Here is a 24,742-nt window from a genome sequence, read left to right on the forward strand (position 1 = left end):
CGTCCAGCGGCGGGTGTTACTCCCATTCCATCCGGGAATAGACCTCTTGCGCGTTGCGCCCGGCCAACTGGTCGAAATTTTCGAGATAGGAAAAGGCCGACTGGTCGACATCGACCGACCCGAGGATATCGCCGCCCGCCTCGATATGGGCGCCGATCCGGGTGCGCAGGTTGACAAGGTAGTCCAGCGTATCGCGGGCGGCTGTGGCCAGGTCGCTCACAGGGCCATGGCCGGGAACGACATGCGCCGGGTTCAGCGCGGCCATAGCGTTGAAACTGTCGATCCATGCGGCGGGGTCGGAAAATTCCATCACCCCCGCAATCCGCTCGATATAGACGATGTCGCCGGTAAAGACCGTGCCGCTTTGGGGATGCCAGACAAAGCTGTCGCCCGGTGTGTGCGCGGGGCCGGGGTGGACGATGTGCAAGATCGCGTCGCCGATGGCCAGCCGATAGCTGTCCTCGAAGGTGATGTCTGCATGAGAGGGATAGGTGCCCTCGGCGCCTTTGCCCACGAGTTGGTTCAGCGCGCTCAGTTGCCTGGATGCGCGCGCCTGCTGGTCGGCGACCGCATCTTTCGACGCGATCACCATGGCGCCCATGGCCTGCCAGTAATCGTTTCCCAGCCAGCGGTGATCCTGCCCGCCGGTGTTGACGACGTATTCTATCGGCTGATCGGTGATTTGGCGAACGGTCTCGTGGATCGTTGCTGCGCCCTCCCAAGTGGCGCCGGGATCGATCAGCACCGCGCCCCATTCCGCGGTCACCACCAGGCCGAAGGTGGCATTGTTACCCAGGTTTTCAGGGTCGCGCTGTCCCGTCGGGCCGATCAATGCGTAAACGCCCGGCGCGACCTCTTGTGTTTCGATCACGGGTCCTGCCAGCGCCGGGGCGGCACTTGGCAAAAGGGCGACGAGGATGGGCATGAGGCGCATGGATGAAACTCCCTTTGCCAGTCAGCATAGGGTGTTGCGACGATCCTGCACAGTGGTTTGGGGAGGGTGAGAGGCTGGACAGCGACCCGTGCGGGACTCGTTACGGCTGCTTCCTTCCGGACCTGACCGGGTTGGCGAGGCGCTCGCCCGCGCCAACCTCTCGCGACGTTACATAGGCGTCACGAACCGGATTCGCAAGGCCGCGCGCCGGTTGCCATTGGCGAGGCCGGCAAATCCTGCCTCATCGGCTCGGGGTCAAAGCCGGAGGCGAAACCGGGCAAAGCCCCCGGCACCCTCGCCTGCGGGTTCGATCGCCAGACCAAGCACTCGGGTGGCATGATGGGCCGCCTGGGGACTGGTGTCGAACAGCACCGTCGTTCCGGGCAGTGGCGCAAGGCGCCAATTGCCGTCGGCGCCGGGCGTGAGAGGGGATGTCTCGACGACATGGCGCAAGATCACGTCGCGAATGGTCGTCGGGCTCTTCACGATCGCCGTATCGCACCCGGTGCCGGGAAAGGCGCCACCCCCGTCCGCGCGGTAATTGTTCGTGACGATGACGAATTCCATGTCGTCGCTCACCGGCCTGCCCTGCCAGGTCAGGGCCACGATGCGGCTTGCGCCGGGGTTCACGATGTTTCCCTCGATGTCAAAGCGCGAAGGCTGGCTGATTTCGATCTGGTAGCGTACCCCGTCGATCACGTCGAAATTATAGCCGGGAAAGGCGGGATTCAAAAGTTCCTGGTCCGTCCCGCCAGGCGTGATCTGGTTGAAGATTCCCGCCGACCGTTCCAGCCAGCCCTTGAGTTGCGCGCCGCTCACCCGCAGGGCGCGCACGGTGTTGGGATAGGGATACAGATCGGCCAGGTGCCTGAGTGCGAGTCTGCCTGCGGGGATATCGGTATAGTGATCCGGCCCGCCGCGGCCGCCGGTCTTGAATGGGGCCACCGCAGACAGCAGCGGCAAATGTTCATGCGGCCCCCCTTTCAGCATACGTTCCATGTAGTCTCGCTGGGCGTTCGACACGATCTGGACCGAAGGATCGTCCGCCACCAGGGCGAAATAGCTGTGCAGTGGCGCCGTTGTCCTGCCAAGCGGGCGCCGTATATAGCCCAGCGTTTCGACATGTGCCCTTGCCGCCGCATTCAGCACATGGGCGCGGCTTTCGACCAGCGGCGCGATCTCGCGGTTCTTGCCGCGGCGCGAGATCGGGCGCAGCGCGCAGTCATGGGTCACAATTCGCCAGTGGCCCGCATCGCGTTCAAGCATGAGGTCGATCACCCCCAGGTGCGATCCCCAAAACCCGCTCATCACCGCCGGTTTGCCGTGGATCGTGCCGCGTTCGGCATCCACGCCGGGAATGCCTGCAAAGGCCGGACCGGGGAAGGTCAGGTGTTGATGGCCGCTCATCACCGCGTCGATCCCCTCAAGTGTGGCCAGGGGCAGGCACGCATTTTCCTGCCCCTCGACATGACGCGGCTCGCCGATACCGGAATGGGCCAGCGCGACAATGATATCCGCGCCTTTTTCCTTCATAAGGGGCACGTGGGCACGCGCGGTCTCGACGATGTCGCGGGTGCGCACCCTGCCCTTAAGGTAATGGCGGTCCCATGTCGTGATCTGGGGCGGTGCCAGCCCGATCAGCCCCACCTTGAAAGGATGCGCCTTGCCTGTCCCGTCGATCAGTGTCCTTTCGAGGATGATATGAGGCTTGACCAGGTGGGTGTCGTCGTAGGGCGTCGTGCCCATGCCTGTCACCACGTTGGCCGAGAGCACGGGAAACCGCGCGCCGGCCAGCGATTTCACCAGGAAGTCCAGCCCGTAGTTGAAGTCGTGATTACCCAGCGTCGCGGCATCGAAGCCGACCGCGTTCATTGCCGCGATCACCGGGTGCAGGTCGCCCTCGCGCATTCCCCGCTCGTAGGCGATATAGTCGCCCATCGGGTTGCCTTGCAGGAAATCCCCACTATCCAGAAGCATGGCATTGGCCGCCTCGGCGCGGATCGCGTCAACATGGGCGGCGGTTCGGGCCAGCCCCACCCCATCGGCGCACCTGTCTGCGTAATAGTCGTAGGGAAAGACATGCATATGCAGGTCGGTCGTTCCCATCAGCCTCAGATGTGCCTGGTTTTTCGAGGCCAGGGTCGTGAAGCGATGCGGAACGATCAACGGCGCCCCCGGAGCGGTGCCGGCATCGGCGTGCCGGCAAGAGAGGTTGAACCGGACCGCGCACGAGATATGGGCTTGCGCCATCTGCTCGCCGTGCCCGTTTGCCAGCCGTCCCGGTGACGGACTGTCAGATAAATACTTTTGATTGAAAATGCAAAATTAAACTCATCCAAAGGGGGTGTCTGTCGCGATTGCGCCCCGGACCCGTTCCATGGCAGGCAACGGCAAAGGCAAGGGGCGAGAGATGCGGCAGGCGAACCAGATTACATTCGGTGGCGGGGGCCTTGAGCGTGCAGCTATCTTGCGCGGGGATGCGGCCGCGATGCAGCGGCTGTGGGCGGATGGTGCGACACGTGTCCTGCCGTTTTGGCGGGGCAAACCGTTATGCGCGCCGGGCGGGTTGGGCTGGTTGCCATGCGCACAGCAGGTGGTATCGCGGGGGCGGGATCAGGCGGTTTTCCTGGGGCTGGCCCATGGCGGGGCCCGCTTCGCGCTGGACCTGTCCGACTGGCAGCCCGACGAGATGCCGACCACGCTGGGCGCCTTTCTCGACCCGTCGGAACAACGCCATCCCGGCCTGCCCGACACCCATGCCTTTGCCGAATTGCGTCGCGAGATGACGCGACTTTCGCCGCTTGAGGCAGAACTGGCCGCGACCGCCCGCGCGGTCCTTGGCTGGCATGGCACGCACGGGTTTTGCGCCGCCTGCGGAACGAAAAGCGTCGTGACCGAGGCGGGGTGGCAACGGCAATGCCCGGCTTGCGGCACGCGCCACTTTCCGCGGACCGACCCGGTGGTGATCATGCTGATCACGCGGGGCAATTCCGTCCTCATGGGGCGGTCGCCGGGCTGGCCCGAAGGGATGTTCTCGCTCTTGGCGGGGTTCGTCGAACCGGGCGAAACCGTAGAAGCCGCGGTGCGCCGCGAGGTGGCCGAGGAAACCGGCGTGGCAGTCGGGCCGGTCAACTACCTTGCCAGCCAGCCCTGGCCTTTCCCTGCCTCGTTGATGATCGGCTGTCATGGCCGGGCCGAAAGCGGTACGATCACCGTCGACCCCACGGAAATCGAAGAGGCCCTCTGGGTGAGCCGCGAGGAGTTGCTGGCCGTCGAGGCCGGCGAGAATCCCGTCATTCAGCCCGCCCGCGAAGGGGCAATTGCCCGGTTCCTTCTCAGGATGTGGCTTGCGGACCGGCTGGATTGAGGTGACAACGTGTTCCACGTCCGACCGCAACGCAAGAGGAGCGGGATGAAATTCTCAGCCAGAGACGATATCGGCGCCCCCATCGAGGAGGTCTTTGCCGCCCTGACCGACTTCCAGGCGATGGAGCGCGCCGTGCTGCGCCGCGGAGCGCAGGTCCAGCGCACAGACACGCTTGCCATGCCCGGTCCCGGCATGTCTTGGGAGGCAAGGTTTTCCTTTCGGGGCAAGGACAGGGTGCTGACGACCGAACTTGTCCAGCTCAACCCGCCCGAGGTGATCGGCCTGAAATCGCAGGTCGGGGGCCTGCACGGTCTGACCGGCGTCGAACTGGTGCCGCTGGCCCCCCGGCAGACCCGTCTGGTCGTGGCCCTGGAACTTACGCCGCATTCGATGTCGGGGCGTATTTTCCTGCAAACCCTGCGCCTGGCCCGTGCCAAGCTGAAACAGAGGTTTGCCGCGGCGGTTCACCGCTTTGGCCGCGAAATCGAGGCAGGCAACTTGCGAAAGTGATGCGCGCACATCCTCAGTGGCGTTTGCGGTCCGCCGGGTAGACGCCGAGGATGTCGAGATGCGAGGTGAAATAGGCCAGTTCTTCCATGGCGCGGCGCACCGCCGGATCATCGGGATGGCCCTCTATGTCGGCATAGAACCGGGTCGCGGTGAACGATCCGTCCACCATGTAGCTTTCCAGCTTGGTCATGTTCACGCCGTTGGTGGCAAAGCCGCCCATCGCCTTGTAAAGGGCGGCCGGGATGTTGCGTACCTGGAAAACGAAGGTGGTCATCATTCCCAGATCGCCGCGCCGGGAATGGTCGGCCTCGCGTGCCATCAACAGGAACCGGGTGGTGTTCTTGTCGTGGTCCTCGATATGGCGGGCAAGGATGTCCAGCCCGTAGATATCCGCCGCCAGATCGCCGGCCAGCGCGCCCAAGGTAGGATCGTTGGCCTCGGCGACATGTCTGGCCGATCCGGCGGTGTCGGCCGCGGTGACCCTGTGGATGCCGTGGGCGTGCAGGAAATCGCGGCACTGTCCCAACAGGACGGTGTGGCTCATCGCGCGCGTGATGCGATCGAGCGGCGTGCCGGGCAGGCCCAACAGGTTGATATGCACCCGAACGAAGGCCTCGCCCACGATATGCAGGCCGGAATGGGGTAGCAGTTGGTGAATGTCGGCGACGCGCCCGTAGGTCGAGTTTTCCACCGGCAGCATCGCCAGATCGGCCGTGCCACCGCGCACTGCCTCGATCACGTCCTCGAAGGTGCGGCAGGGCAGCGCCTCCATGTCGGGGCGTGTGTCCTGGCAGGCCTGGTGCGAATAGGCGCCGGGCTCTCCCTGAAAGGCGATTCGGCGGGTCATGGTGGCCTCTGGGCTGGGGTCTGAGATCTGACGCGGGGTAATATACCTTGCAATCAAGAAGGTGAAGCGCCTAGGTATTCAACAGGGAGACGACGCGAACGGGAACGCGACATGGCCAAATCGCCAAGCTTTACCAAGCTTGCGGGCGCATCGAGTGGTGCGCTTCTATTGCTTGTTCTTATCAATATAGGTGGCCGGGCGCTGTATGAGCGACCCGTGCTCGACGTCCCCAGCTATCCGCCGGTCGACGAGAGCGAGGCCAGCGCAGAGCCCGCCGACGAACCGGTAGAAGAGCCCAGCTTCGAGGAATTGCTGGCCCAGGCCGACCCCCAAGCGGGGGAACGGGTATTCAAGGAATGCCGCGCCTGCCACAAGACAGAGCCCGGTGTGCATTCGGTCGGTCCGTCGCTTTACGGGGTTGTAGGGCGCGCGGTCGCGTCCTTTGACGATTTCAGGTATTCTGGCGCGCTGGACGGCACGGGCGATGCGTGGACTCCCGCGGCCATCGATGCCTTCATCACTAACCCGCGGGCCTACGCGCCCGGCACCGCGATGAGCTATAACGGCCTGCGCGACGCACGAGACCGGGCCAATGTCATTGCCTACCTCGAAAGCATCGGTGGTTGAGCGGTCGGGCTCACGCAATCTCAACTTGAACAGGGCAAGGCACGGCCTTTAGCCTGTGCCGGGGCCGCGTGAAGCGGCCCGGTTAGCAGGGAGAGCGCCGATGAAACCGACCCCCCTTGTCCGCCCTGTCGCGGTTGCCCTTGCCCGGGTCCTTTGCCAGGTGCGGCTTACAGTCGGGGTGCTTGCGCTCGGGATCGTTCTGGCGCTGTCCGGGCAGCAGGCGCAGGCCGACGAGGGCGTGATCGTCTCGCACGGCATTTCGACTTTCGGAGATCTGAAATACGGGTCCGATTTTTCCCATCTCGGCTATGTGAACCCGCAGGCGCCGAAGGGAGGCGAGATATCGATCTGGGCCTTTGGGTCCTTTGACTCGATGCATCCCTATACGACCAAGGGAAGGGCCGGCGCCCTTGCGTCGGTGTTTTTCGAATCCCTGTTGAGCGGCACCGCCGACGAGATCGGCGCCGCTTATGGCCTGCTGGCCGAGCGGATCGAATATCCGCAGGACCGCAGCTGGGCGATTTTCGACATCCGGCCCGAGGCACAGTTTTCCGATGGCACGCCGGTCACGGCAGAGGATGTCGTATTCTCGTTCGAGCTGTTCCGCGATAAGGGGCTGCCCAGTTTCCGCGTGCAGCTGTCGCGCCAGGTCGCCAGTGCCGAGGTGCTGGGGGATCGCCGGGTGAAATTCACCTTCGCCGAGGGCGTGCCGACCCGCGATCTGCCGCAACTGGTGGGGGGGCTGCCGGTGTTTTCCAAGTCGTTCTATATCGAGAACGGTCGCGATTTCGAGGAAAGCAGCCTGAAGCCGCTGATGGGCTCTGGCCCCTATGTTCTTGAGGATCTGGAGGTCGGACAGACGGTTGTCTATGCGCGCGACCCAGACTACTGGGGCGCCGACTTGCCGATCAATGTAGGGCGCAACAATTTCGACCGTATCCGGGTCGAGTATTATGCCGATTACAACGCCGCCTTCGAGGGGTTCAAGGGTGGCACCTATACGTTTCGCAATGAGGCATCGTCGAAAAGCTGGGCGACGGGGTATGATTTTCCGGCGGTCCAGAACGGTTGGGTCATAAGGCAGGAATTGCCCGACGGGGCATTGGCGAGCGGGCAAAGCTTCGTGATGAACCTGCGCCGCCCGCAATTCCAAGACCCTCGCGTGCGCGAGGCAATTGGTCTTTTGTTCAACTTCGAATGGTCCAACGAAAAGCTGTTCTACGGGCTTTATGCGCGTATCAACTCGTTTTGGGAAAACAGCCATCTGGCGGCAGAGGGTCTGCCCGGCGAGGACGAGATCGCCCTGCTTGCCCCGCTGGTCGCCGAAGGTCTCTTGCCAGACACCATCCTGACGACACCCGCGATCATGGCGCCGGTATCGGGGACGCGTCAGCTTGACCGGGGCAATCTGCGCCGCGCATCGGCCCTGCTGGACGAAGCCGGCTGGGTCGTGGGCGATGACGGGATACGCCGCAGGGATGGCCAGACCTTGCGGGTGGAATTTCTCAATGACAGCCAGACTTTCAACCGGGTGATCGATCCCTATGTCGAGAATCTGCGCCGGGCGGGCATCGATGCGACACATAGTTTCGTCGACAACGCACAGGCCACCAATCGAGAAAGATCCCACGATTTCGACATCATCACCGCGCAATTTCCCATGGATTACGTTCCAGGCTCTGGCCTGCGGCAGTATTTCGGATCTGAAACCGCCGATAGTTCGGTCTTCAACACCATGGGGTTGAAAAACCCGGCTGTCGATCGGCTGATCGAGCATGTGCTGGCCGCAAAAGGCGAGGCCGAACTGACCGCCGCGGTCAAGGCGCTGGACCGGGTGCTGCGCAGCCTGCGTTTCTGGGTGCCCCAGTGGTTCAAGGATAGCCATACCGTCGCTTATTACGACATCTACGATCATCCCGATCCGTTACCGCCCTATGACTTGGGTGCGCTGGATTTCTGGTGGTATAACGCCGAAAAGGCCGAGAAACTGCGCAAGGCAGGCGCGATCAGATAAAAGGCAGAGCAGCCCATGGGCGCCTATATCCTGAGGCGGTTGTTGCTGATCGTCCCGACGCTGATCGGGATCATGGTCATCAACTTCACCCTGACCCAGTTCGTCCCCGGCGGGCCGATCGAACAGATCATCGCCCAGATGGAGGGGCAGGGTGACGTGTTCCAGGGCATCGCCGGGGGTGGTGACGTGGGCGAATCCTTTGCCACTGGCGGGGATGACAAATACATGGGCGCGCGCGGTTTGCCGCCCGAGTTCATCGCCGAGTTGGAAAAGGAATTCGGCTTTGACAAGCCGCCGCTGGAACGGTTCGGGACGATGCTGTGGAACTATCTGCGCTTCGATTTCGGGGAAAGCTATTTCCGGTCCGTCAGCGTGGTGGACCTGGTGCTGGAAAAGATGCCGGTGTCGATCTCGCTGGGGCTGTGGTCCACGCTGATCGCCTATCTGGTGTCGATCCCGCTGGGCATCCGCAAGGCGGTCAGGGACGGCACGCCGTTCGACACCTGGACCTCCGGCGCGATCATCATCGGCTACGCGATCCCCGGCTTCCTGTTCGCCGTGCTGTTGCTGGTGGTGTTCGCGGGCGGGTCGTATTTCCAGTGGTTTCCGCTGCGCGGCCTGACCTCTGACAATTTCGAAGAACTCAGCCTGCTGGGCAAGATCGGCGACTACTTCTGGCACATCGCCCTGCCGGTTCTGGCCACCACGATTTCCAGCTTCGCCACCCTGACCCTGCTGACCAAGAACTCCTTCCTTGACGAGATCAAGAAACACTACGTCATCACCGCCAAGGCCAAGGGGCTGGCAGAGAACCGCGTCCTTTATGGCCATGTCTTTCGCAACGCGATGCTGATCGTGATCGCGGGCTTTCCGGCCCTGTTCATCGGGGTGTTCTTCGGCGCCTCCATCATCATCGAGACGATCTTCTCGCTGGACGGTCTGGGCCGGATGGGGTTCGAGGCGGCGGTGGCGCGCGATTACCCGGTTATCTTTGCCACGCTCTACGTGTTCGGCCTGATCGGCCTGCTGGTGGGGCTGCTCTCCGACCTGACCTATGTGCTGGTCGACCCGCGCATCGATTTCGAAAGCCGGGAGACGTAAGCGATGTTCACCCTCTCGCCCCTGAACCAGCGTCGCTGGCGCAACTTCAAACGCAACCGCCGCGCCTACTGGTCGTTGATCGTCTTTGCCATCCTGTTTGGCCTGTCGCTGTTTGCCGAGGTTCTGGCCAACGACAAGCCGATCTATGTGCAGTACCGCGGCGAAAGTTTTTTCCCGATCTACCAGTTCTACCCGGAAACCGCCTTTGGCGGCGATCTGCGGACCGAGGCCGTCTATCGCGATATCGAGGTGCAATGCCTGATCGTGACCGGCGGGCTGATAGATTGCTGGGACTATCCCGAAGAGCTGATCGAGGATGCGCAGGACGGGGAGATCAACGGCGAAGAGATCCAGAAGGGCCGGCTGATCTGGCCGCCGATCCCCTACAGCTATTCCACCGTGAACAATATCGAGGGCACCGCGCCCTCGCCCCCCGATGCCGATCACTGGCTGGGCACCGACGACACCGCGCGTGACGTGCTGGCGCGCGTGATCTACGGCTTCCGCCTGTCGATCCTGTTCACGTTGATGGTGACGGGGATTGCGTCGGTGATCGGGATCACGGCGGGCGCGGTGCAGGGCTTTTTCGGGGGGCTGACCGACCTGATCTTTCAGCGCTTTATCGAGATCTGGACCTCGACCCCGCAGCTTTACATCATCATCATCCTGTTCGCGATCCTGGGGCGCAGTTTCTGGTTGCTGGTCTTCCTGACGGCGCTGTTCGGCTGGCCCGCGCTGGTGGGCGTGGTGCGCGCGGAATTCCTGCGCGCGCGCAATTTCGAATATGTGCGCGCGGCCAAGGCGCTGGGGGTCAGCAACTGGACCATCATGTTCCGCCACATGCTGCCCAACGCGATGGTGGCCACGCTGACGCTGTTGCCGTTCATCATCACCGGCACGATCGGGACGCTGGCAAGCCTCGACTTCCTTGGCTTTGGCCTGCCGTCCTCGGCGCCGTCGCTGGGCGAATTGACCTTACAGGCGAAACAGAACCTTCAGGCCCCCTGGCTGGCCTTCACCGCGTTCTTTACCTTCGCCATCATGCTGTCGCTCTTGGTGTTCATCTTCGAGGGCGTGCGCGATGCCTTCGACCCGAGGAAGACCTTTCAATGAGTGCGGTTCTCAAGGTTGAGAACCTGTCGGTCAGTTTCCGGCAGGATGGGCGCGACATCCCCGCCGTCAGGGGGGTCAGCTTTAGCGTGGGCCGTGGCGAGACCGTGGCGATTGTGGGGGAATCCGGCTCGGGCAAGTCGGTGACGGCGCTGTCCACCGTGTCGCTGTTACCGGAGAGCGCGACGGTGACAGGCTCGATCACATACGAGGGCGAGGAAATGATCGGCGCGACCGAGGCGCGGCTGCGCGATATCCGGGGCGACGATATCAGTTTTATCTTCCAGGAGCCGATGACATCGCTGAACCCGCTGCATACGGTGGAACGCCAGATCGGTGAAAGCCTGGCCCTGCACCAAGGGCTGAGCGGGGCCGCGGCGCGGGCAAAGGTTCTGGAATTGCTGACCAAGGTCGGTATCCGCGACCCGGAAAGCCGGCTGGGCGCCTATCCTCACCAACTTTCCGGCGGGCAGCGCCAGCGGGTGATGATCGCCATGGCGCTGGCCAATGGCCCGGACCTCTTGATCGCGGACGAACCGACCACCGCGCTGGATGTGACGATCGAGGCGCAGATCCTGGACCTGCTGGCCGATCTCAAGCGCGAAGAGAACATGAGCCTTTTGTTCATCACCCACGACCTTGGCATCGTGCGGCGCATCGCCGACCGGGTCTGCGTGATGAAGGATGGCGAACTGGTCGAAAGCGGCCGGACCGAAGAGATCTTTGCCAACCCGCGCCACCCCTATACGCAGAAACTGCTGGCCGCGGCGGCAGGTGGTGCCCCCGACCCGGTCAAACCCGACGCGCCGGAAATCGTGCGCACCGAGGGGCTGCGCGTCTGGTTCCCGATCCAGCGCGGGCTGCTGAAAAAGACGGTTGGTCACGTCAAGGCGGTGAACGAGGCCGACATCTCTGTCCGCGCCGGCGAAACCCTGGGGATCGTGGGCGAATCGGGGTCGGGCAAGACGACGCTGGCGCTGGCGATCATGCGGCTGATTTCGTCCCAGGGGCGGATCGCGTTTCAGGGCCGCGACATCGACGGGCTGAAATCGCGGGCGCTGCGACCGCTGCGGCGCGACATGCAGATCGTCTTTCAGGACCCTTACGGCAGTCTCAGCCCCCGCATGACGATCGAACAGATCGTGGCCGAGGGGCTGGGCGTGCATGGCTCGCCCACAGGCCGGTCACGCCGAGAGGAGGTCGCGCAGATGCTGACCGAGGTCGGGCTGGACCCGGCCATGATGCACCGCTACCCGCATGAATTCTCGGGTGGCCAGCGCCAGCGCATCGCCATTGCGCGGGCGATGATCCTGCGGCCGCGCCTGCTGGTGCTGGATGAACCGACCTCGGCGTTGGATATGACCGTGCAGGTTCAGATCGTGGATCTGCTGCGCGCGTTGCAACGCAAATACGACCTCGCCTACCTGTTCATCAGCCACGATCTGCGTGTCGTGCGTGCGCTGTCGCACAAGGTCATCGTCATGCGGCAGGGCGATATCGTTGAATCCGGTAGCGCCGAGGAGGTGTTCGCAACACCGCAGACCGATTACACCCAAACCCTGATGCGGGCGGCTTTTGGCGCCTCTGTCGCGTGAGATATCCATGAAAATCCTTTTCGTTCACCAGAATTTTCCTGGCCAATTCCGTTACCTGGCCGGCGCGCTGGCAAAACGGGGCCATGACTGCCTTGCGCTGACCCGTTTCGATAACGCGCAAAAGACCGCGATCAGGCTTGCGCGCTACAAATACGAGAAAACGCCGGTGCAGGGCTTTGGCAGTTCCTATAGCGACCATGCCGGGCGAGGCGGGGCTGCGGCGGCGGCGGCCTTTGGCCTGCGCGACCGGCATGGCTACAGCCCGGATGTCATCTTTGGCCATAGCGGCTGGGGCGAGACGCTGTTCCTGCGAGAAGTCTGGCCCGAGGCGCGGCTTTTGAATTATGCCGAGTTTCTTTATAGGACCGAGGGGCTGGATACCAATTTCGATCCCGAATTCGGGATGTTGAACAACGCACAGCGGCTGAACACGGTGGCCCGGCAGGCGCATCTTGTCCATGGGCTGGTGCTGGCCGACGCGTCGTTGTCGCCGACCCGGTGGCAGGCGGACAGCTTTCCCCCGATCCTGCGCCAGCAGATCACGGTGATCCATGACGGGGTGGATACCGACATGATCCGCCCGAACCCTGAGGCACGTTTCGACCTGCCCGATGGCCGCGTTCTGCGCCCCGGCGACGAGGTGCTGACCTTTGTCAATCGTAACCTCGAACCATATCGCGGATTTCATGTCTTCATGCGTGCCTTGCCCGAGGTTCTAAAGGCACGGCCAAAAGCGCAGGTCGTGCTGATCGGCGGCGAGGATCGCGGCTATGGCCGGATGCCCGTGGATGGCAAGACCTGGAAACAGGTCATGCTGGACGAGGTCGGCGACCGGCTGGACCTGGGACGCGTGCATTTCGTAGGGCGCGTGCCCTATCCCCGGTTCATGGCGCTGATACAGGTCAGTCGCGTTCACGCCTATCTCAGCTATCCCTTCGTGCTGTCCTGGTCGATGCTTGAGGCCATGGCGATGGGCGCCCATGTCATCGGGTCTGCCACCGGCCCGGTGCAAGAGGTCATCACCCACGGTCACAATGGCGAATTGGTGGATTTCTTCGACGTGGCGGGCTGGTCGGCCGCGATCATCGAGGGTCTGGCCGACCCGGCCACAAAGGACCATCTGCGCGCAGCTGCGCGGCAGACGGTGGTCGATCGCTATGATCTGAAAAGGGTCTGTCTGCCCCGGCTGATCGAATTCGTCGAAACCGCCGGGGCCTAGGTGATCAGATTGCCGAGCTGTGGCCAGCCTTTGACAGGTCGTAGGCGTCGAATCCGCGGGCAATCATGCGCGTCAGCGGCTTGCCATGTTCGGGCACGACGAGACCCTCATTGGTCAGGTCGACAAACCCCGCGAAACGTTCGGCAACCTCGGCAAACATCCTGTTCAACTCGGATTTCGAGATGCCGAAGGTTTCCGTGATCTCTGCCGTCGAGATGCGGAATTCGCACATCAACTGCTCGATCATGCGCGAACGCATGTTGTCCTCGGGGGTGAAGACGTGGCCGCGACCGGTCGCGAAACGCCCGTCGCGGATGCGCGCGGTGTAGTCAGACGTACCGCTGAGATTCTGGGCAAAACCTTGCGGGAACTTCGAAATCGACGAGGCGCCCAGCCCGATCAGCGCGGGCGCCGTATCGTCGGTATAGCCTTGGAAATTGCGGCGCAACCTGCCCGAATCGAGGGCCCTGGTCAGCCCGTCGGTTTCGCGTGCGAAATGGTCGATGCCGATCTCGCGATAGCCGTCCCACAGGAACAGTTCCTTGGCGGTTTCATACAGCTTCAGGCGGGCCTCGGGCGAGGGGAGTGCCTCGGCCGGGATCATCGACTGGCGGCGCGACATCCAGGGGACATGCGCATAGCCGTAAAGCGCAACGCGGTTGGGCGAAAGCGACAGCAGTTTCTGAACCGATTCGGCGATCCGTTCGTTCGACTGATGCGGCAGGCCATAAAGAATATCGGCATTCAGGCTGTCGATGCCGCGCTCGCGGATCATGTCCACCGCTTCGCGGGTGATGTCATAGCTCTGGATGCGCCCGATCACCGACTGGATCTGCGGGTCGAAATCCTGGATGCCGATCGAGGCGCGGTTCATCCCCGCCGCCGCCAGCACGTCCAGACGCGCGGCGTCGATCTCGTTGGGGTCGATTTCCACCGAGAATTCGCCGTCCTCATGCATCGGCGCGATGGCGAAGGTGGCCTCGGTCAGCTCCTTCATCATGTCGGCCGTCAACAGCGTCGGTGTGCCGCCGCCCCAGTGCAGGCGCGACAGCGTCACGCCCCGCGGCAGGCGCCGGCCCAGCATCGCGATCTCGTCTTTCAGGGTGTCGAGATAGGCGCGGACGGGCGCATCCGAGCGCGTGCCCTGCGTCCGGCAGGCGCAAAACCAGCACAACCTCCGGCAGAAGGGGATGTGCATGTAAAGGGAAATCTGCGAACCGGGCTCGATCTGGTCGATCCAGCCGGCGAAGTCTCCGTCGTCTACGGACGCGTTGAAATGCGGTGCCGTCGGATAACTTGTGTAGCGGGGCACCTTGGCATCGAATAGACCAAGACGTGTGAGTTGCGATTCTGTGCTCATTGGACTAGCTTTAGGGTCACCCAAGGGCTTGCTCCTTGATCGAAGTCAAAACTGGAAACGGAATGGCCGTTACCGACCCTCCTGTTGTGCATTCCGATTGTGCGGATTGTCCGATCCGGCACCGCGCAGTTTGCGCTCGCTGTGAGAGTGACGAACTCGACCAGCTTGAGAACATGAAATATTACCGCACCTTCGATGCGGGGCAGACGGTAATCTGGTCGGGCGACCGCATGGATTTCGTTGCGTCCGTTGTCGAGGGAATCGCGACGCTCAGCCAGACGATGGAGGACGGGCGCACGCAGATGGTCGGTCTTTTGCTGCCGTCCGATTTCGTCGGCCGTCCCGGACGCGAGGCCGCGGCCTATGACGTGGTGGCGACGACGCAGCTGACCATGTGCTGCTTCCGTCGCAAGCCGTTCGAAGAGATGATGGTGCGCACCCCCCATATCGGGCAGCGCCTGCTGGAAATGACCCTGGACGAACTGGACGCGGCGCGCGAGTGGATGCTGCTTCTGGGCCGCAAGACGGCGCGGGAAAAGATCGCCAGCCTGCTGGCGATCATAGCCCGGCGCGACGCCACGTTGAGGCCGGGGCCCACCCGCGGCAAGATCGTGTTCGACCTTCCTCTCACGCGCGAGGCGATGGCCGATTACCTCGGCTTGACGCTGGAAACCGTCAGCCGACAGATCTCGGCGCTGAAACGCGACGGCGTGATCGTTCTTGAAGGCAAGCGTCATGTGACGATCCCGGATTTCGATCGGCTGCTTGGCGAGACGGGCGACGACAATGACGGGGGCATGCCGGCCTGATCCCGGCACCGCCCCCGACCTGCGCTAATGGGCCATCAGCACAGGGAATTCGGTTTTCTCCAGCATGCTGCGCGTGGCGCCGCCCAGGATCGCCTCGCGGAAGCGCGAATGGCCATAGGCACCCATGATCATCATGTCCGCCTCGACATCCTGGGCATGGCGCATCAGCACGTCCGACACCCGCGGCATCGTCTTGGCCAGCACCGAGATTTCCGATTTCACCCCGTGACGCGACAGCATCTGCGACAACGCCCCGCCCGGGTCGGAACGGTCGGGGCTGTGTTTGGGCGGATCGACCACGGCGATATTGACCACCTCGGCGGCCTGCATCAGCGGCAACGCCTGTTTGATCGCGGCCATGGCCTCGGCGCTCTGGTTCCAGGCGATGACGATCTTCTGGCCGATATTCGCGGTATCCGCGTTCCCGGGCACCACCAGCAGGGGCGCGTGGCCGTCGAACAGCACTGCCTCGATCGCGGCCTCGTCCTCGACCCCGCGCCCCTCGCCATAGGGGCGCGGCATAACAACCAGATCCGAGAACCGGGCGCGCTGTGCGACCAAGTGACTGAGCCCGGCAATCTGCGCCACTGCCGCCTCTGCGGCCCAGGCAATACCCTCGGGCGCCATGCGCGCCTTGACGGCGGTCTCGATCGTGGTGGCGTCCTGCTGTGCCTTTTGCAGGGTTTCCTGCTGAATGAAGGCGTTGGTGCCGGCATAGTAGTACCCGGTCTGGGTGCGGTCCACGCCCAGGCAGAGAATATCGAGATGTGCCTCTTCGCGGGCGGCCAGGGTGATTGCGGGCTCCAGCGCAGATGCCGAGATGTCGGTGTCGGTGATGATGGTCAGAATTGTCTTGTAGGCCATCGGGTTACTCCTTCGCGTCGGTCGTCGCGTTCCCGTCAAGTCTAGGGCGACGACGGGGCACGGGCTTTGACAAGGATCAAGGGGGCGGGCTTTGATGCGCATCGATCTGGAATTGGAAAAGGTCAAAGAAGGCTTGACTTTGACCCATGCAAAGCTTTGCATACCAAGGGATACGTCACGGTATCGTGAGGGAGTCGGCCGCCTGGGAACGGCCGATGAAAGACGAAGGGAAATCCGATGTGGGATTACGTGAAAGTCGCCATTTATGGCGCGATCGCGGCTGGTGCCGCGTTCGCGGCGTACATGGCGCGCGACATGGCCTACCAGGTGCACATGATGATCGTGCTCGCGGTGGCCGGTGGCATGGTGCTCTACTCGCTGCGTACATTGGGCCGCGCCAGGCCCCAGCCCGAAACGGGATACATGGACGATGTGGTGCGTGCGGGCGTCATCGCGACCGCGTTCTGGGGGGTCGTGGGCTTTGTCGTCGGCACCTTCATCGCCAGTCAGCTTGCCTTTCCCGCACTGAATTTCGAATGGGCGCAGGGGGTGATGAACTTTGGCCGGTTGCGGCCGCTGCACACCTCGGCGGTGATCTTCGCCTTTGGGGGCAACGCCTTGATCGCCACCTCGTTCTACGTTGTCCAGCGCACCAGCGCCGCGCGCCTTTGGGGTGGAAACGCGGCATGGTTCGTTTTCTGGGGCTATCAGCTTTTCATCGTTCTGGCTGCGACCGGCTACCTGCTGGGGGTGACCCAGTCCAAGGAATATGCCGAGCCCGAATGGTACGTTGATATCTGGCTGACGATCATCTGGGTTACCTATCTCGCGGTGTTTCTCGGCACGATCTTCCGCCGCAAGGAGCCCCACATCTACGTGGCCAACTGGTTCTACCTGTCCTTCATCGTGACGGTCGCGATGCTGCATGTCGTCAACAACCTCAGCCTGCCTATCTCGATTTTCGGGTCCAAGTCGGTGCAGGTCTTTGCCGGCGTGCAGGATGCGATGACGCAATGGTGGTATGGCCATAACGCAGTGGGCTTCTTCCTGACCGCGGGCTTTTTGGGGATGATGTACTATTTCGTGCCCAAACAGGCCGAACGCCCGGTCTACAGCTACAAGCTGTCGATCATCCACTTCTGGGCGCTGATCTTCATGTATATCTGGGCCGGTCCGCACCACCTGCACTACACTGCGCTGCCCGATTGGGCAGGTACGCTGGGCATGGTGTTCTCGATCATGCTGTGGATGCCGTCCTGGGGTGGCATGATCAATGGTCTTATGACGCTGTCGGGCGCCTGGGACAAGTTGCGTACCGATCCGGTCATCCGGATGATGGTGGTCTCGGTCGGGTTCTACGGCATGTCGACTTTCGAAGGCCCGATGATGTCGATCCGCGCGGTCAACAGCCTTAGCCACTACACTGACTGGACGATCGGGCATGTGCATTCCGGCGCGTTGGGCTGGAACGGCATGATCACGTTTGGTGCGCTTTACTTCCTCGCGCCGCGGCTTTGGAACAAGGAGCGCCTTTACAGCCTGGCACTCGTGTCCTGGCACTTCTGGTTGGCAACCATCGGCATCGTGCTCTACGCGGCCTCGATGTGGGTCTCGGGCATCATGGAAGGCCTGATGTGGCGCGAGGTCGACGCGCAGGGCTTCCTGGTGAACTCGTTCGCCGACACGGTCGATGCAAAGTTCCCGATGTACGTGGTCCGCGCCCTTGGCGGTGCCCTCTACGTCACCGGCGGCCTGATCATGTGCTACAACATCTGGAAAACCGCGACCTCGGCGCCGGCCAAATCGGTCATGCCCGTTGCGGCCCCGGCGGAATGAGGAGGGGCGAGCATGGCAATTCTCGACAAACACAAGGTCATTGAGAAGAACGCGTCGCTTCTGCTGGTGTTCAGCTTCCTTGTCGTCACCATCGGCGGCCTGGTGGAAATCGCACCACTCTTCTACCTCGAAAACACGATCGAGGAGGTGGAAGGCGTGCGGCCCTACTCGCCCATGGAACTGGCCGGGCGCGACATCTACGTGCGCGAAGGGTGCTATGTCTGCCACAGCCAGATGATCCGCCCGATGCGCGACGAGGTGGAACGCTATGGCCATTACAGCCTGGCGGCCGAGTCGATGTACGACCATCCGTTCCAATGGGGGTCGAAACGGACGGGGCCGGACCTGGCCCGCGTCGGCGGGCGCTACTCGGATGACTGGCACGTGCAGCACCTGCGCGACCCGCAATCCGTGGTGCCGGAATCGGTGATGCCGAAATACGGCTTTCTCGAACGGCGGATGATCGACCCGACCTATATCGAGGACAAGCTGCGGACCCATCTGGCCGTCGGTGTTCCCTACACGGACGAGATGCTGGAAAACGCGGTTTCGGATTTCAACGCCCAGATCGACCCCTATGCCGATGGCGTTGACGGTCTTCTTGAACGTTATCCGGGGGCGCAGGTCCGTAACTTTGACGGTCAGCCGGGGATCTCGGAAATGGATGCGCTGGTTGCCTACCTGCAAATGCTTGGCACGCTGGTCGATTTTTCGACCTTCGAGCCGCATGCAAGCCGCTGAGGTGGGATGATGGAAACCTATTCCGCCATGCGGGAATTCGCGGATAGCTGGGCGCTTTTGGCGCTTGTGCTGTTCTTTCTCGGTGTGATCGCCTGGGTGTTTCGCCCGGGCAGCACCAAGGAATACCGCGAGACCGCAGACATCCCTTTCCGACATGACGACAAACCCGCCCCGCCCGATTCCGACGACAGCGCGGAGGCGACGTGCCACAAGGAGGCGCGGACATGAGCACCAATGATCACGACAAGACCAAGGATGGCGAGGTTCCGACCACCGGCCATAGCTGGGACGGAATCCAGGAACTCGACAACCCGATGCCGCGCTGGTGGCTATGGACCTTTTATGCCTGCATCGCGTTCGCCGTGGTCTACGCGGTGCTTTACCCGGCTGTTCCGCTGGTAAAGGGCGCGACACCGGGTCTTTTGGGCTATTCGACGCGGGCCGAGGTGGAAAAGGACATCCAGCGTTTCGAAGAGGCGAATGCCGACCTGGTGGCCAAGCTGACGCAGGTCGAGTTGACGACAGATGCGATCAAGGCCGATGCCGATCTTTATAACTACGCTGTGCAGGGCGGCGCGGCGGTATTCCGCACCTATTGCGCCCAGTGCCATGGCTCGGGGGCCAACGGGGTTCAGGCGGCGGGCTATCCCAGCCTGCTGGATGATGACTGGCTCTGGGGCGGTGCGCTGGAAGACATATATTACACCGCGACTCACGGCATCCGTAACGAGGATGACCCCGATGCGCGCTGGTCACAGATGCCCGCTTTCGGCGACGACTACCTGCCGCAGGAGGAAATCGACGCGGTTGTTCAATACGTTCGCAAGATTTCGGGGCAGGAACACGATGCCGCATTGGCAAGCGCGGGGGAAACGGTGTTCCTTGATAATTGTGCCGCCTGCCACATGGAGGACGGAACCGGCGACCGGTACCAGGGCGCGCCCAACTTGACGGACGCGATCTGGCTATACGGTGGTGATGTCGAGACGCTGACCGAGACCGTGACCTATGCGCGCTTTGGCATCATGCCAAGCCACCAGGAACGGTTGACCGATGCCGAACGTCGCGCGGTTGCCGTCTACGTGCATCAACTGGGGGGCGGCGAGTGATTATCGGCTTCCGGGGGCTGCAAGGCTCTCGGTCGATGGCACCGGCCCCCATCCTGTTCGCGCGTTTCCACGGGGGCCGGTGTTATCACCTTCCGGCCCCAGATGAACGCGCCGATTTGCCCGGACCCGCGGAACCGCGCCCCGGCCCATTTTTCCCGCTGGCCCGATCGTGAACGCTCTCACGCTTTCATTCGCGGGCCGCGGGGCCTAGCCTGAACATGCTTGCCGGTCCGCGCCGCGCCTCGCGGCGGAGGAGACCGCAGACCGAACGGAGTGAGCCCGTGAGCTCGACAGACCAAGACCCCGACCGCCTTTACGCTGCCCGCGAGCCGATCTTTCCCCGCCGCGTGTCAGGCCGCTACCGCACCCTGAAATGGTGGATCATGGGCATCACGCTCGGCATCTACTACCTGTTGCCCTGGCTCCGCTGGGATCGGGGGCCCAGCATGCCCGACCAGGCGGTGCTGATCGACCTTGCCAATCGCCGTTTCTTCTTTTTCTGGATCGAGATATGGCCGCATGAATTCTATTTCGTCGCGGGTCTCTTGATCATGGCCGGTCTCGGCCTGTTCCTGTTCACTTCGGCGTTGGGCCGGGTCTGGTGCGGCTATACCTGTCCCCAGACCGTGTGGACCGATCTGTTCATCCTGACCGAACGCTGGATCGAGGGTGACCGCAACAGGCGGATCAAGCTGTGGAAATCGGGTTGGGATGCGCACAAGATCCGGCTGCGGGTGACCAAGATGGCCGTTTGGCTGGCCATTTCTGTCGCCACGGGCGGGGCTTGGGTGTTCTACTTCGCGGATGCACCGACGCTGTTGGGCGAACTGGTCACGCTTCGGGCGCATCCGGTGGCCTATACCACGATCCTTGTGCTGACCGCGACGACCCTGGTCCTGGGCGGGTTCATGCGCGAACAGGTCTGCATCTACATGTGCCCCTGGCCGCGCATCCAGGCCGCGATGATGGACGAGGATACGCTCACCATCGGCTATCGCGACTGGCGGGGCGAGCCGCGCGGCAAGCATCGCAAGGCCGAGGGGGCCGAGACCCTGGGCGATTGCATAGATTGCAACGCCTGTGTCAACGTTTGCCCGATGGGGATCGATATCCGCGACGGCCAGCAACTGGCCTGTATCACCTGCGGGTTGTGCATAGATGCCTGTGACGAGGTGATGGAAAAGATCGGCAAGCCGCGCGGCCTGGTCGATTACATGGCCCTGTCGGACGAGGGGCGCGAGAGGGCGGGACAACCGCCAAAGCCAGTCTGGAAACATGTCTTTCGCATCCGCACCATCCTTTACACCGCGCTCTGGTCTGCGGTGGGCGTGGGGCTGATCGTGGCCTTGTTCGTGCGCTCTGACATTGACATCACCGTGTCGCCGGTGCGCAATCCGACCTATGTCACCCTCTCTGATGGTACGATCCGCAATACCTATGACGTACGGGTGCGCAACATGCAGGGTGAATCTCGGCTGTTCCAGATTTCGGTGCAGCCAAGCGATCTGTTCCGGGTCGAGGTTGAGGGCGCGCGCAATGGCCTGGTCGAGGTTCCTCCCGACGCGATAGAGTTGAACCGCGTCTATGTCATGGCCCCCCCCGGCAGCGCCGCGGCCAGCGCGCAGAGCACCGATCTGCGCATCTGGTTGCTGGATGTCGAGGCGGATACGCGCACCTACAAGGATACGGTCTTCAACGGGAGGAATGCCCGATGAGCAGCAGGGAAATCACCGGGCGCAAGGTTCTGATCTTCACGGTCACGGCGTTCGCGGTGGTGGTCGCGGTGAACCTGACCCTTGCCTTTCAGGCGGTGCGCACCTTTCCGGGACTGGAGGTCAAGAACAGCTATGTCGCCAGCCAGCAATTCGATGCCCAGCGTGCCGCCCAAGAGGCGCTGGGCTGGAGTGCGGCGGTCGATTACGATCCCGCGCAAGAACTGTTTAGCCTGCGCTTTACCGATGCGCAGGGACAGGCCGTGCAGGTGCCGGGCATCGATCTGACCATCGGGCGCAAGACCTCCAACCGCGAGGACAAGCGCCCCGAGCTGATCTATTACGACGGCACCTATTCTGCCGGGGTGCCTCTCGGGCCGGGTAACTGGACGATCCGGCTGAACGCGGTCGCCGAGGATGGCACACGGTTTCGTCAGCGGCTAGAGCTCTTCGTCAGGGGATAGACAGACCGCATGGATGGTACGCTGCATTCCCGACCCTCGGCCTGTCCGGCCTGTTCGGCTGCGCCCTCGGCCGAACAACTGGCATCTGCCGCGGTACCGAAGGACGCGCGCCTGTTCCTGTCGCTGCCCACGATCCATTGCGCCGCCTGCATCGCCGCCGTGGAGCGCGCGTTGAACGCCACGCCCGGCGTGCACGAGGCGCGGGTAAACCTGACGCTGAAGCGCGTGGCGGTCGAGGGCAACCCGGAGGTCAATGCCGAGGACCTGATCGCCGTTCTGGCGAGCATCGGCTACGAGGCCCACGAACTGGACCCCGGCGTGATCGCGGCCACCGCCACGGACAAGGCTGGCCGGGACATCCTGATGCGGATCGCGGTGTCCGGCTTTGCCATGGCCAACGTGATGATCCTGTCGGTCGCGGTCTGGTCAGGGGCGTCGGACGCCACGCGCGACATGTTCCACTGGATCTCGGCCATGATCGCGCTGCCGGCCATCGGCTTTGCGGCGCAGCCCTTCTTTCGCAGCGCGCTGTCGGTGCTGAAGCACGGGCGGCTGAACATGGATGTGCCGATCTCGCTGGCGATCCTGCTGGCCGCCGGCATGTCGCTGTACGAGACCGCGCAAAGCGGGCGGCACGCCTATTTCGACGCGGCGCTGTCGCTGACCTTCTTCCTGCTGGCGGGCCGTTACCTGGACCACCGGACCCGGGCGATTGCCCGCTCGGCGGCCGAGGAACTGGCTGCGCTGGAGGTGCCCCGCGCGCTGCGCCGTCGGGCGGACGGCACCGAGGAAACCGTGCCCATCGCCGGGATCGCGGTCGGCGACACGGTGCTGGTCAAACCTGGCGCGCGGGTGCCGGTGGACGGCATCGTCGCCGAGGGGCAGTCGGAAATCGACCGCTCCCTGCTGACTGGCGAAACCCTGCCCGCCTTTGCCGGGCCGGGCATGGCGCTGAGCGCGGGCGAGGTGAACCTGACCGGGCCGCTGGCGGTCACGGTGACAGCGGCGGGCGAGGACAGCTCGCTCCACCGCATGGCGGATCTGGTGGCCGTCGCGGAAAGCGCGCGCAACCGCTACACGTCGCTGGCCGACCGCGCCGCGCGGGTCTATGCGCCCGGCGTGCACCTTCTGGCGCTGGGGGCGTTTGTCGCGTGGCTGTGGATTTCCGGCGGTGATGTGCGGCTGGCACTGAACATCGCGGTGGCGGTGCTGATCATCACCTGTCCCTGCGCGCTCGGGCTGGCGGTGCCGGCGGTGACCACCGCCGCCTCGGGGCGGCTGTTCAAGCGCGGCATGCTGATCAAGGACGGCACCGCGCTGGAGCGGCTGGCCGAGGTCGACACGGTCGTGTTCGACAAGACCGGTACGCTGACCCTGGGCACCCCCGAATTGACCAACCTGGGCGAACATCCGCGCCGCACCCTGGAAATCGCGACCGCCCTGGCGGGGGCCTCGGCCCATCCGCTGGCCCGCGCCCTGGCTGGCGCGACAGAGGCCGTGGGCATCCGCCCGGCCACGGTGTCCGATCTGCGCGAGGTGCCCGGCCACGGGGTCGAGGCCCGGCTGGGGGGCGAAACCGTCCGTTTTGGCCGCGCCGCCTGGGTGGGCGCGGAAACCGGGCAGGACACCGCCGCCTGGCTGCGGGTGGGGCAGGCCCTGCCGGTGGCCTTCACCTTCACCGACCGGCTGCGCCCCGGCGCCGAAGCGGCGCTGGCGCAGCTGAAGGCGCAGGGGCTGGCGGTGCGGCTGATCTCGGGCGACGCGCGCGGGCCGGTGGCCGAGCTTGCGGCGCGGCTGGGCATCGAGGACTGGACCGCCGAGGCGCTGCCCGAGGACAAGGCGGCAGCCGTGCAGGCGCTGGGCGAGGGTGGCGCGCGCGTTCTGATGGTGGGCGACGGGCTGAACGACACCGCGGCGCTGGCCGCGGCCCATGTGTCGATCTCGCCGGCCAGCGCGCTGGACGCCGCGCGGGTGGCCTCGGACATCGTGCTGCTGGGCAGCGACATTGCGCCCATGGGCGAGGTCGTGGATACCGCCCGCCGCGCCACCCGTCGTATCCGCGAGAATTTCGCGATCTCGGCGGGATATAACCTGGTCGCGGTGCCGATCGCGCTGGTGGGGCTGGCAACGCCCCTTGCCGCGGCGCTGGCAATGTCGGCCTCGTCGATTACCGTGTCGTTGAACGCGCTTCGGCTGAGGTGAGCGAATGGAGATTCTTGCCTACCTGATCCCGGTTTCTCTGTTTCTTGGGGGGCTGGGGCTGATGGCGTTCTTCTGGGCGCTGCGCACGCGGCAGTTCGACGATCCCGAGGGCGACAAGCATCGCATTCTCAGTGACGAATGGGACGACCACCCCCGGCCATGAGCCCCAGGCGGATGCCGGGCAGGGGTATTTTTGCCAAGAAGAAGATCGTAAACGGTGTTCAGCCCCCACCTTCCTGTGATTTTCCGGTTCTGCGAGTCCTTTCCTGTTGGATGACAGGGGTGGAGTTTCTCCATGGAGACTATGACGGAGTTTCTCAG

At 63.5% G+C, this 24,742-nt stretch carries 22 protein-coding genes and 1 other RNA gene; 17 read left to right on the forward strand and 6 right to left on the reverse strand.

Annotation, left to right across the window (positions count from 1 at the left end):
- Window positions 1-16: 16 nt before the first annotated feature.
- The 3 genes from EV663_RS09830 to EV663_RS09840 all read right to left on the reverse strand — a co-directional run bounded on the left by EV663_RS09830 (window position 17) and on the right by EV663_RS09840 (window position 3,184).
- Window positions 17-934, reverse strand: coding sequence for an MBL fold metallo-hydrolase (locus EV663_RS09830; protein ID WP_132951622.1), 918 nt, complete (start codon window positions 932-934; stop codon window positions 17-19).
- A gap of 65 nt (window positions 935-999) precedes the next feature.
- Window positions 1,000-1,096, reverse strand: an RNA gene (gene ffs, locus EV663_RS09835) — signal recognition particle sRNA small type.
- Between the two features lie 93 nt (window positions 1,097-1,189).
- Window positions 1,190-3,184 carry a bifunctional 2',3'-cyclic-nucleotide 2'-phosphodiesterase/3'-nucleotidase gene (locus EV663_RS09840; protein ID WP_132951623.1) on the reverse strand — a complete coding sequence of 665 codons (1,995 nt, stop codon included), beginning with the start codon at window positions 3,182-3,184 and terminating at the stop codon, window positions 1,190-1,192.
- Window positions 3,185-3,344: 160 nt separating this feature from the next.
- On the opposite strand from EV663_RS09840, the gene nudC reads away from it, so the two are divergent.
- Both nudC and EV663_RS09850 read left to right on the forward strand, forming a co-directional pair.
- A complete protein-coding gene (nudC, locus tag EV663_RS09845) occupies window positions 3,345-4,301 on the forward strand; it encodes an NAD(+) diphosphatase (protein ID WP_132951624.1) in 957 nt (318 codons plus the stop codon).
- Between the two features lie 45 nt (window positions 4,302-4,346).
- Window positions 4,347-4,811, forward strand: coding sequence for an SRPBCC family protein (locus EV663_RS09850; RefSeq protein WP_132951625.1), 465 nt, complete (start codon window positions 4,347-4,349; stop codon window positions 4,809-4,811).
- Window positions 4,812-4,824: 13 nt separating this feature from the next.
- Here the strand turns inward: EV663_RS09850 and EV663_RS09855 are convergent, their stop codons facing one another.
- Window positions 4,825-5,658, reverse strand: a complete 834-nt coding sequence (locus EV663_RS09855; RefSeq protein ID WP_132951626.1) for a prephenate dehydratase — start codon at window positions 5,656-5,658, stop codon at window positions 4,825-4,827.
- A 111-nt stretch (window positions 5,659-5,769) separates the two neighbouring features.
- Between EV663_RS09855 and EV663_RS09860 the strand changes: the two genes are divergently transcribed.
- The 6 genes from EV663_RS09860 (at window position 5,770) to EV663_RS09885 (ending at window position 13,324) form a co-directional block, all read left to right on the forward strand.
- Window positions 5,770-6,285: a c-type cytochrome gene (locus EV663_RS09860; RefSeq protein WP_132951627.1), complete on the forward strand. Its 516-nt coding sequence runs from the start codon at window positions 5,770-5,772 to the stop codon at window positions 6,283-6,285.
- A 100-nt stretch (window positions 6,286-6,385) separates the two neighbouring features.
- Window positions 6,386-8,299 carry an extracellular solute-binding protein gene (locus tag EV663_RS09865; RefSeq protein WP_132951628.1) on the forward strand — a complete coding sequence of 638 codons (1,914 nt, stop codon included), beginning with the start codon at window positions 6,386-6,388 and terminating at the stop codon, window positions 8,297-8,299.
- Window positions 8,300-8,314: 15 nt separating this feature from the next.
- Entirely contained in the window at window positions 8,315-9,400 is a 1,086-nt protein-coding gene (locus tag EV663_RS09870) for a microcin C ABC transporter permease YejB (RefSeq protein WP_132951629.1), read from the forward strand.
- Between the two features lie 3 nt (window positions 9,401-9,403).
- Window positions 9,404-10,513 carry an ABC transporter permease gene (locus EV663_RS09875; RefSeq protein ID WP_132951630.1) on the forward strand — a complete coding sequence of 370 codons (1,110 nt, stop codon included), beginning with the start codon at window positions 9,404-9,406 and terminating at the stop codon, window positions 10,511-10,513.
- On the forward strand, window positions 10,510-12,105 hold the full coding sequence (locus EV663_RS09880; protein ID WP_132951631.1) for an ABC transporter ATP-binding protein: 1,596 nt from the start codon (window positions 10,510-10,512) through the stop codon (window positions 12,103-12,105). The genes EV663_RS09875 and EV663_RS09880 overlap by 4 nt, the downstream gene beginning before the upstream one ends.
- 7 nt (window positions 12,106-12,112) lie before the next feature.
- The gene (locus EV663_RS09885; RefSeq protein ID WP_132951632.1) at window positions 12,113-13,324 is read left to right on the forward strand and encodes a glycosyltransferase; all 1,212 of its coding nucleotides are present in this window, start codon (window positions 12,113-12,115) and stop codon (window positions 13,322-13,324) included.
- Between the two features lie 4 nt (window positions 13,325-13,328).
- Here EV663_RS09885 and hemN read toward each other — a convergent pair whose 3' ends face one another.
- Window positions 13,329-14,684, reverse strand: a complete 1,356-nt coding sequence (gene hemN / locus EV663_RS09890) for an oxygen-independent coproporphyrinogen III oxidase (RefSeq protein WP_132951633.1) — start codon at window positions 14,682-14,684, stop codon at window positions 13,329-13,331.
- Window positions 14,685-14,746: 62 nt separating this feature from the next.
- Here hemN and fnrL point away from each other — a divergent pair, with 62 nt between their 5' ends.
- The gene (gene fnrL, locus EV663_RS09895; protein ID WP_132951650.1) at window positions 14,747-15,493 is read left to right on the forward strand and encodes a transcriptional regulator FnrL; all 747 of its coding nucleotides are present in this window, start codon (window positions 14,747-14,749) and stop codon (window positions 15,491-15,493) included.
- Window positions 15,494-15,517: 24 nt separating this feature from the next.
- Here fnrL and EV663_RS09900 read toward each other — a convergent pair whose 3' ends face one another.
- Window positions 15,518-16,357, reverse strand: coding sequence for a universal stress protein (locus EV663_RS09900; protein ID WP_132951634.1), 840 nt, complete (start codon window positions 16,355-16,357; stop codon window positions 15,518-15,520).
- A 237-nt stretch (window positions 16,358-16,594) separates the two neighbouring features.
- Between EV663_RS09900 and ccoN the strand changes: the two genes are divergently transcribed.
- The 8 genes from ccoN (at window position 16,595) to ccoS (ending at window position 24,584) form a co-directional block, all read left to right on the forward strand.
- The gene (gene ccoN, locus EV663_RS09905; protein WP_132951635.1) at window positions 16,595-18,193 is read left to right on the forward strand and encodes a cytochrome-c oxidase, cbb3-type subunit I; all 1,599 of its coding nucleotides are present in this window, start codon (window positions 16,595-16,597) and stop codon (window positions 18,191-18,193) included.
- Window positions 18,194-18,205: 12 nt separating this feature from the next.
- Entirely contained in the window at window positions 18,206-18,934 is a 729-nt protein-coding gene (ccoO, locus tag EV663_RS09910) for a cytochrome-c oxidase, cbb3-type subunit II (RefSeq protein WP_132951636.1), read from the forward strand.
- A 9-nt stretch (window positions 18,935-18,943) separates the two neighbouring features.
- The gene (locus tag EV663_RS09915; RefSeq protein WP_132951637.1) at window positions 18,944-19,162 is read left to right on the forward strand and encodes a cbb3-type cytochrome c oxidase subunit 3; all 219 of its coding nucleotides are present in this window, start codon (window positions 18,944-18,946) and stop codon (window positions 19,160-19,162) included.
- A complete protein-coding gene (gene ccoP / locus EV663_RS09920) occupies window positions 19,159-20,043 on the forward strand; it encodes a cytochrome-c oxidase, cbb3-type subunit III (protein WP_132951638.1) in 885 nt (294 codons plus the stop codon). The genes EV663_RS09915 and ccoP overlap by 4 nt, the downstream gene beginning before the upstream one ends.
- A 281-nt stretch (window positions 20,044-20,324) precedes the next feature.
- A complete protein-coding gene (gene ccoG, locus EV663_RS09925) occupies window positions 20,325-21,758 on the forward strand; it encodes a cytochrome c oxidase accessory protein CcoG (RefSeq protein ID WP_132951639.1) in 1,434 nt (477 codons plus the stop codon).
- Entirely contained in the window at window positions 21,755-22,219 is a 465-nt protein-coding gene (locus tag EV663_RS09930; protein ID WP_132951640.1) for a FixH family protein, read from the forward strand. Before ccoG ends, EV663_RS09930 begins: the two co-directional genes overlap by 4 nt.
- A gap of 9 nt (window positions 22,220-22,228) precedes the next feature.
- On the forward strand, window positions 22,229-24,421 hold the full coding sequence (locus tag EV663_RS09935; protein WP_132951641.1) for a heavy metal translocating P-type ATPase: 2,193 nt from the start codon (window positions 22,229-22,231) through the stop codon (window positions 24,419-24,421).
- 4 nt (window positions 24,422-24,425) lie between these two features.
- On the forward strand, window positions 24,426-24,584 hold the full coding sequence (ccoS, locus tag EV663_RS09940; protein ID WP_132951642.1) for a cbb3-type cytochrome oxidase assembly protein CcoS: 159 nt from the start codon (window positions 24,426-24,428) through the stop codon (window positions 24,582-24,584).
- Window positions 24,585-24,742: the final 158 nt, after the last annotated feature.

The organism is Rhodovulum bhavnagarense, from assembly GCF_004343505.1.
In the GTDB taxonomy this organism is placed as follows: domain Bacteria; phylum Pseudomonadota; class Alphaproteobacteria; order Rhodobacterales; family Rhodobacteraceae; genus Rhodovulum; species Rhodovulum bhavnagarense.